The organism is Xenorhabdus sp. IM139775 (assembly GCF_028598745.1).
Lineage (GTDB): Bacteria > Pseudomonadota > Gammaproteobacteria > Enterobacterales > Enterobacteriaceae > Xenorhabdus.
Genome location: NZ_JAQRFK010000092.1, coordinates 1 through 9,112, shown reverse-complemented (window position 1 = coordinate 9,112; position 9,112 = coordinate 1). Strand labels below are relative to the sequence as shown.

9 protein-coding genes are annotated in these 9,112 nt (G+C 45.0%); all 9 read right to left on the bottom strand.

Annotated features, from left to right (window positions below):
- A partial coding sequence (locus PSI17_RS14910) for a type VI secretion system baseplate subunit TssF (RefSeq protein WP_273552726.1) occupies positions 1-1,717 on the bottom strand: 1,717 nt, incomplete at its 3' end.
- A 433-nt stretch (positions 1,718-2,150) separates the two neighbouring features.
- A complete protein-coding gene (locus PSI17_RS14905) occupies positions 2,151-3,218 on the bottom strand; it encodes a PfkB family carbohydrate kinase (RefSeq protein ID WP_273552725.1) in 1,068 nt (355 codons plus the stop codon).
- A 525-nt stretch (positions 3,219-3,743) separates the two neighbouring features.
- The gene (locus tag PSI17_RS14900; RefSeq protein WP_273552724.1) at positions 3,744-4,754 is read right to left on the bottom strand and encodes a toxin PirB; all 1,011 of its coding nucleotides are present in this window, start codon (positions 4,752-4,754) and stop codon (positions 3,744-3,746) included.
- On the bottom strand, positions 4,705-5,199 hold the full coding sequence (locus tag PSI17_RS14895; protein WP_273552723.1) for a hypothetical protein: 495 nt from the start codon (positions 5,197-5,199) through the stop codon (positions 4,705-4,707). The genes PSI17_RS14900 and PSI17_RS14895 overlap by 50 nt, the downstream gene beginning before the upstream one ends.
- A gap of 65 nt (positions 5,200-5,264) precedes the next feature.
- A complete protein-coding gene (locus PSI17_RS14890) occupies positions 5,265-5,678 on the bottom strand; it encodes a JHE-like toxin PirA (RefSeq protein ID WP_273552722.1) in 414 nt (137 codons plus the stop codon).
- 238 nt (positions 5,679-5,916) lie between these two features.
- Complete coding sequence (locus PSI17_RS14885) at positions 5,917-6,318, bottom strand: VOC family protein (protein WP_273552721.1); 402 nt, start codon at positions 6,316-6,318, stop codon at positions 5,917-5,919.
- A gap of 140 nt (positions 6,319-6,458) precedes the next feature.
- On the bottom strand, positions 6,459-7,319 hold the full coding sequence (locus PSI17_RS14880) for a GHMP family kinase ATP-binding protein (protein ID WP_273552720.1): 861 nt from the start codon (positions 7,317-7,319) through the stop codon (positions 6,459-6,461).
- On the bottom strand, positions 7,312-8,385 hold the full coding sequence (gene cobD / locus PSI17_RS14875) for a threonine-phosphate decarboxylase CobD (protein WP_273552719.1): 1,074 nt from the start codon (positions 8,383-8,385) through the stop codon (positions 7,312-7,314). The genes PSI17_RS14880 and cobD overlap by 8 nt, the downstream gene beginning before the upstream one ends.
- Positions 8,382-9,112: uroporphyrinogen-III C-methyltransferase (gene cobA / locus PSI17_RS14870; protein WP_273552718.1), on the bottom strand; the 731-nt coding region annotated here is incomplete at its 5' end. The genes cobD and cobA, both read right to left, overlap by 4 nt.

The window sequence follows — 9,112 nt, the reverse complement described above, 5'->3', positions numbered from 1 at the left end:
ATTCCCAAAGAACTTTTTGGTTCTGAGTAGATACATCCAGCTTGACGAAGGTGGACTGGCTGACAAAACAGGCCATTGCTGCATGAATTAACCGGCAGAAACGGTACATTTCCCCCGGATCCGCGTAGCAGTCGGGATTCAGGGTCAGTGACAACAGACGCCCGCGAATAGGGCGGCCCAGTTTCAACCGGTCGATCAGGCTCTCTTCCACCTGCATAATGCCGTCGATATGCCGCTGGATATGGCGGCTCAGGGGGCGATTAAATTCGGCATAATAGTCAAACAGGCGGAGAAAATGCGGCATTCCTTCGGTGGTAAACAATAAAACAGGCGGACTGGCGAGGCAGGAAAGCAGCGGCCAGCCGGAATTATCCTGCAACATCGGCGGGTAATCTGCCGTGACCGGCGAGATATTGTGTACGCTAAGATGAGAAGGCGCACCTTCCTGCATCACCGTGATAGCGCCCTGCGCCAGTGCCATTGCGGGTTCGTGGTAGCCGGTGAAATTGCAGGCGACAGTGAGTTCAGGCAGGTGATTAGCCGGTTTGCCCGTCAGGTCAAAAAAATGCAACGAGTGCTGAATGCGATCCAGCAAATCACGTTCGGTACGAAGCTGGTAATAGAAATAATCCGGTTCTTCTCCGGCCAGCAGATCCTTGGCGGGTGTAAACTGCTCTATCGGCAGATAGCGGTAAGGCGTGCCCCGTTGTGCATCCTCCTCGGGCTGCTGAACCGCCTGAATATCCCGTAACCGGAACAGTTTTACCGCCTCGCCCAGCGGCAGGGGATAAGCGTTATTGCCGGCACTCAGCGGAATGGGCGGGCTGAGCCGGTTTTCCAGATGAATGGCCGGAACACAGCCCAGCATAAAAGCATCACCGACATCATCCAGCGGCAGTTCGCCTTCAAAACGAAAAATCAGCTCAAACGTGCCGTCGGGATTTAATGGCACTGTCCGGCAACTGTCACTGATATCCACCGTCATAAAATGGTAAAGCTGGGGCAGTGCATAATATTCCACCAGCGTTTGCAGGCCGGTATAGGGGCTTTTTCCCATCGGCAGGATGGGATTATCCAGTAAATCATGCCAGCCATAAGGAAAGCAGTTCAGCCTGCGCTGTTCACCCTGTGCCCTCAGGCGCATTTCACAGATATGCTGATCCAGCCACAGGCTGAGCTGTGCCGCGCGTTCGGTATCCGTGCCGAGAAAAAAAGAGAGCGTCCCGCTCTTCCAAACCGGTGAGACACTTCCCGTCTGGCAAAGTGTCAGGATGATTTCGCTGTGGGTACCGGTTTTTTTCACCGTGCGATCCTGCACAACCAAAGGCTCAATATGCAAAGGGCGGCAGGTTTTGAAACTGAGTAACTGCCCGTCCACCTGCGCAGAAACGGAAGTGCTTTTGGGTATATCAGCAGCGCCCTGATGTTCGCCATCGGTGGGGAAAAATTGCACTATCGTGGTGGGAGGAATCGGACATAATGCTAACGGCCAGATACGGGACAGAATGCCGTGGGTAATTTCGGGAAAATCATCCTCCAGTTTGTCCCGTAAGTTGGAAACCAGCAGCGCAAACGCTTCAAAGAGGCGTTCAATATCCGGGTCACGGGCTGTTACCAGAAAATCCGTTAAATGGGGCGACGCTTTTGCTACGCGCTGCGCCAGCTCCCGCAGGTAAGCGCGCTCTTGCAGGTACAGCGATTCCTTGTTGTTTTTCATTGAATTTCACTTAGGTTTTTACCTATCAGGGATCGGAATGGTACTGAATTTATAGAAGGCATTAGGTCTATAATTGTACACATTCATCAGTGAGATTAATCAAATAATTAAATCCAATTTTTGTCTGGTTTTGGTGGAATATCGGCCTATCGGCGGAATTTGCATGGGAATTCAGGCAAAAATAAGGATGGCAGGAATACAACGGTTTGACCCCCTATGCCTGACCGTTAATATCTTTTTCTATAAAAAACGATCCGTCGCCTGTCAAGATTGCTTTCGGGCGGCAAAATAAAACTCCCGTAGCCTGAAAGGGAGAGCATCATAATGTTGTACAATTTTCGAACTTTTGGAAGCAGATATCACCGGACAGATAACCCAATGTCTACCTTGGAGTTACAACCACTATTTGAAAGGCGAAAAGTCTATATTGATTTCAAAAATACAAACGATGCCTGGGAAATATCTCAATATTTTCCGAAGATAATGTCAGTGCTGAACACTGTTGTGCAAAGCGGACGCTTTCTTTCAGTTCCATGCCTTCTAACCAGCAATGTATAAGACCTGCCATCATAGCGTCGCCGGCACCATTGGTATTAATGATATTGGTGCTGATTGCACTTGACCATCCTGATGTATTATCTCTTTCACTGTAGTAAACACCTTCTGCATCCATGCTCAGAATTAAGCGTTGGACGCCATGTTGGTGAAACCAATGTGCAGCATCAGCGGCATCCTCTTGAGTTTCAATTTTGATTCCACTCAGGATTTCCGCTTCAGCGCGATTGGGTTTTAAGGTATGAATATGGGATAGCAGATGGCGGATTTTGGATGCCTTGGAGCGGGAAACGGTATCAACAAAAATGGGAACAGTATCGGTATTATTAAATAACCACTCCAAGGCTTCTTCCGTTAAGTTACAGTCAACCACTAACACGCTCGCATGTTGGATTAAAGATTTAGATTGAGATAATAAATCCGGTGTTAGCTTTTCCAGAATGCACATATCATTAACCGCCACGATACACTTCCCATTTTCGTCAATAATAGAATTGCAAATTGATGTTTTTTCTCCTTCTAATTTATATAGATATTTAACGTTAACAGCGGCTGATTTTGTTTGCTCAAATAATGTCTTTCCATATGAATCATCACCAATAACAGAAATTAAATAACTTTCATTTTTTAATAAGGCAATGTTCTGAGCAATATTCCTACCGACGCCCCCTGGTGTTGAAATGATTTTCCCTGGGTTGGAATCTTCATAAATAAGTTTGGCAGAGGTATAGCTTGTTAAGTCTATATTGGCTGCACCAATGGTGACAGTATAAACATCGTTAGATAAAATATACCCCTTGCCTTTAATATAACCTTTTTTACTCAGGTTCATAATATGTCCTGCAACACATGAGCGACTGATGCCGAGGATATCAGCAATTTCTTGTTGCTGAATGAAAGGATCACGCTTTAGCAGTTGCAATATCTGGCTTTCCCTTTTTGACATATCACACCCCTGATTGTTTTTTTGCACTGATGTTTTATTTCATGTCTGGCAAACAGTAAAGACTATTTTTATATTTCTTTCTTATTATGAGAATATGATCGTAAGATTGATTAGAGCTGAAAATTACATAAAAATGTGATGCACATCTCGAATATTATGCTAAAAAATTAATTAAAATTAGATGATTAAAGAGGTCAAGTCAGTAAACTATATTTTATCCTGTTTTAATTATTTTAAAAACAAAGTGTTATGTTGTTTTGTGAAACTCACAAACATATGTTTGGTTTTGATGATTAATTGATTTCTATGGCGAGGTAAAACTGAGGCGTGATGAAACGATGAAGGTTGATAATTATGAATAACATTAATGTGTTGTTAATGGTTATATAGCAAAATCATAGCGATAAAGGTCAACCCTGATGCGATGACTGACTTTTGTTTAAAATACCCCAGCCACATCATTGGCTATATGGCCGGGGCACACTTTACTGCTAATCTAACGGCTTAAATTCTATTCGCCAAGTATTATTTCTTGTCATCCAGCATATGGTATGAAACGGCAATACCTGCGGCTTGACCAGCAAGTGAAGGCTCATCACTGGCTAAATAAAGTCCTGCAATATAGTGACAATCAACCGCATATTTCCTGTATTTTCTGGCGTAGCGCTCACCGATACGGAATAGACGTTTATCATTTAACGTAAATAATGCCTCATCAACCGCACCATCCCCCCAGACTTCCAGGCTTTCGATAACACTGCCATTTAGCTCAATTGACGTCGTTTCTGATGTCACTGTGCCGAGTGTGTAAGATGAACCGTTGGCAAATGTGATTGTCATCCCCCCCACTCTGGGGGCATTGCCAATTCGACGGACATATCCAATCAATGATTTTATTTGATTGTATTTGCCGTCGATTAAAGATGGCTTGAAAGGCTCCTGCATTTGGTCGTCTTCCGTCAGCGCCTGAATTCGCATTTTGTTAGTCGGACGATCAAATACGGTAGAATAACTGATGGTTTTAGGATAGAAACCACTTTCAAGGCTATTCTTTTGTATATGCTCAATCATTTCAAGACACTCTAAACCGTGTAACAAACAATATCCTCTGACAGACAATAAATTGTTGGTGATACTTGTTGCGGTTGAGGTGTTGATTGCATCGTTGTATTCACGAGTATACATTGCATGAATATAGCTATTGGCCTTGGTATATAATGTATCAATAAGCTGTTTTAATTCATTCACTTCTATATCGGTTAAACCAATATCTTTTTGCTTCTCTATGCCCATTTTCCAATAAGGAACCTGTAACATGAGTGTGTTGGTATACATCGGGAGAATTTGGTAATTTGTTTTATTATCAAAAGACTTGAATTTTTCATCTATACTCACCAGATATCTCGCCAGAAACATATAGGCGTCATGGCTCTCTTGACTGCCTGGTGAAGTTTCTAACATGTATTGGACATGTTCCATTTTCCCTTTAATTTCTTGTATATCGCCATTCAATATACCTTGAATGGTTTTTAACATGGCATCCTCTACAGGGCGAGAGCATGAAAGCCTGTTTTTTGAACGATCCGTGCAAATAAAACACTGATTGATACTTTAACAAGACCGAATTGAGTGATATTCGCCCTATAATTGACTGTGTTGCATACAAATTAAGGTCGAAAAACGTTCGTGCTCTCGCCCTGGCATCCTCTATCATCTGCTCGACTTTTTGCAGAATCTGTTCCCAAGTATTGTCTGCCTGTTGAGGCCAAAATAGCCCTAACAGAAAAGACATTGCCGGACCCGGGCCGGGAATAAATCCTATACCCCCAATAATGGCATCTTTTATTATTGCTGAGGCATCCCATTCATAACCAGGGGTAGAAACTGCATAAGGAACCATTAATAGAGGGTCAGGCATTAATTCTGGGGTTTTTAAAGGTAATATTTCATTTTCATTGATATTTATAGATGTATTATTCATGATGTTATTTTTTACCTTAAGGACGAATTTAAAATTTATGGGTTATAGATGATATGTTCCTATCATTATTTATTGTATCCAGTCACAAACGCTCGCTTATCTGTCTCGTTATAAATGACAACCTTACTGTAATATAGTGCATTGCTTGGTGAGGGTAATATACCGTCTTCCCCTGCTTTCACTGTGATAGAAGCAGATTCGAACCATTGTGATGTGAAAGAATGCGACCAATAAAACACAGCCCTGACGGATGAGGCAGGGCCGGAGTTGGCAATATAGTAATTAGGGCGTGTTTCAGGAATAATAGGGGTGTCAGTTCTTGTTGCCTCAATAGAAGAGTATGGCTCTATTGTCATATCTCTATAAGGAATGACCGTGAGAGGTTCTGAGGCGGGGGTATTTTGAATGCCAGATTCTGATGTTATATTATAAGTGTTATTAATGGTCACTGAACCACCACTGATATTGATTGTAATCATAAGATATACTCCTGTGAAATTTAAGTTGATTTAATAAATAAAATCTAAAAAATCGTGCGAGTGTGATTTCGGTGGGTATTCTAAGCAGGTTTAAGGGGGGCGTAAAATATAAAAAATGGCAATTTGATTTAATATTTATATACTCCAGTGAAACAATATCATCAGTAATTAGGTATGATTGATAATGTATTAGATAGCCCAATATAATTGGGCTAACAGTAATATTTATAGAGGGTCACTAACCAATTGTATTCTGGTATAAATCCCAACGGTTACCATAAATATCTTCAAAAACCACAACCATACCATATTCCTCCTGACGAGGTTCTTGACAGAAATGGACACCATTTTCTTTCATTTTGTGATAATCACGCCAAAAGTCGTCAGATTGCAGGAATAGGAAGACTCTGCCACCACATTGATTACCGATAAACGCTTCCTGTCTTTCGTTAGATGCCCTTGCCAGTAATAAATTGCAATCACTCTCCGGGTTCGGGGTGACAACAACCCATCTTTTACCCGGTTGGGGGGTATCTTCCACCAGCGTAAATCCTAATTTATTGGTGTAGTAATCAATGGCCTTGTCGTAATCATCTACAACGATAGCAACGTAACCCATACATCTTTTTTGTGTTCTCATGGTATTCCTATAATTACCGACTTAAAAATTACTGCATCCGGGTGCCTAAGTTCACGTCTTTTTCTGGTTGGATCAAAACAGTGCCCTGATCATCACAAGCGGCAGCTAAAATAAAAGAAATGTGAAGAAATGTATAGATTTCAGCGAACTCCCCCCGCAATCAGTTTCACATGATGAATGTTCGGATAGTGCCCAGAAATCTTTTTTTGATGCAGCCACCAGCGCAGGTCATTTATGTCATGGTGATGTGAATGGAATAACAGGCCAACGACACTGCCGCTATGGGCAACGTTCAGGCCATAGATACCCGTTTGTTCGACCACATCCCGCAGTTGATCAAAACAGGGTTTCGGCAGTATCGATTGGCTGGCAATCGCACTTAAGGTACAGGCTTCCCCCAGACGATAATGATCATGCCGTTGGTTTGCCGTGAGAAATTGCTGCCATGCCCGTTGGAGCAGGGACGCAGTGTCCAATAATTGCCGATGATGATCCTGCTGATGGTACTTTTCCGTCAAAATGGTTTGCGGGCTTTCCAGCAGTAAAATATCGATATCCGGCTGCCAATCGAAGGAAATTTGCGTCTGGGCAGTGAGATGATCAAATAGGGTTAATGGCCTGAATATTGTACTGTCAGTCGGCTCCAGTTTGACACAAAGCTGTGCCAGTTCTGCGCTGTTCAGCGATTTACCCAATAATCTGGCGGTGGCTTGGGCGGTCGCGGCAATATCCGCTGTGCTGCCGGCCATGCCTTTGGCGAGCGGAATGGTCGATTGGTATTCAATACGCAAGCCAGCCGCCCACTCCGGTGGCTCCTGCCAGTAATCCAGCAATAAATTGACCATCTGGCGCATCCGTGGTCGTTCATCGGGAATGGGAACGCCTTCACTGACGGAAACACGACTAAACCAATTGATTGGGCAGGAGATTAACTTTTCTCCCCCCAACAGCCATCCTTGCAGAAGTTCTCCGCAGGCAGCAGGGCAAGCGGCTTCAGCCATCGGTAAGAACCTGCTGCATGGCTGCGATCAGGCGCTGATTTTCCCACTCACTGCGCACGGCTATGCGGTAGTAACGCGGGTCTAATCCGGCATAATTTTTACAATGGCGAATTAGCAACCGTTGTTTCAGCAAAGCCTGCCACAAATCAACGTTGGGTTTATGGCAGCGGAAGAACAGAAAATTAGCCGATGGCGGCCAGACCGTCAGCGCAGGGAAGGCGGAAAGCTGAGTCCATAGATACTGCTGCTGTGATTGCAGCCATTGATGTGTCGCCGCAATATAGTCATGCTCATCAAACAAAATCTCACCCACCCGCGCAGCAAAGGCATTAATTGACCACGGTTCACGTCGATATTTCATCTCTGCAATCCCCGCGATATTCCCGCTGACCAAATAGCCCAAACGCAGGCCAGGAATGGCGAAGAATTTTGTCATGGAGCGCAAGACATAAAGGTGTTTCGTGGCCGCACATTGAGGGAGCACGCCCCGGTTATCCGGTAAAAAATCAATAAAGGATTCATCGACAATCAGTGAGATCCCCTGTCTCTCACAATAGGCCACCAGTGATTGCATAAACCGGTTATCCGGCATTAAGCCGGTGGGGTTATTGGGCGTGGCGATAAACACACAATCGGGTTGAACAGTGGAAAGCGCATCCAGCAGGCGTAAATCCGGTTGAAATCCGTTTTCTTCGGTTAATGGATAGTCGATAATCTCGGTGCCAGTTTGCTGTAAAGCGCGTCGATATTCGGCAAATCCGGGAGTAAGCAGCAAAGCTCGTTTGGGATTGAGATAACGGATGAGGGCATAGATCAGTTCGGTTGCACCATTGCCTGCTATCACCGCCGTGCTATCACATTGATGGGCGTTGGCGATGGCCTGATGCAGGTGGCGATACTCCACATCGGGGTATTTTTCGATATCGGCAAGACTGTTTTTGATCAACGTCTTAACCCGCTCCGGCGCGCCTAACGGATTGATATTGGCACTGAAATCAATAAGCCCGTTGGCGGGCAGACCCTGTTGCAGGGCAATGCCAATGATATCGCCACCATGTTCACTCATGATACTTTCTCCCATGTCGGGGAAAAAGAGAGTGTTGTGGCCAAATTAACGACATCACCGATCACAATCAGCGCGGGTGCATGCAGATCCCTCTCTTCCGCTTTTAACGCCAGCGTTTCGAGGGTGCCTGTCACGCTCTCCTGCTTGGGATGGCTGGCGTGCATGATCACCGCAGCCGGTGTGGCGGGGGATTTGCCATATTGCACCAATTGTTGGCAGATCTCCGCCAAGCGGGTCATCCCCATGAGAATAATCAGGGTCCCTTCCAGTTGGGCGAGCCTTTGCCAGTTCTGTTGCTCATTGCCCTGAGAAGTATGGCCTGTGACAACATGAAAGCCCGATGCGTAATGGCGGTGGGTGACAGGAATACCGGCATAAGCCAATCCACCAATGGCAGAGCTGATCCCCGGCACGATTTCAAATTTTATGCCATGTTGTACCAGCACTTCGGCTTCTTCCCCGCCGCGGCCGAAAACGTAGGGATCGCCGCCTTTGAGGCGTACAACCTGCTTGCCTGCCTGTGCCTGCCTGACCAGAATCTGATTAATCTCTGCCTGTGGAATAGGGTGGTGATCATATTCTTTCCCGACATTAATTATCTCACAGTGGTCTGGTGCCTGAGCAATCAGTTCAGGATTGACCAGACGGTCATGCACAATGACATCCGCAGATTGAATACAGTGCAATCCTTTGACGGTAATTAAACCGGTATCACCGGGGCCGGCAC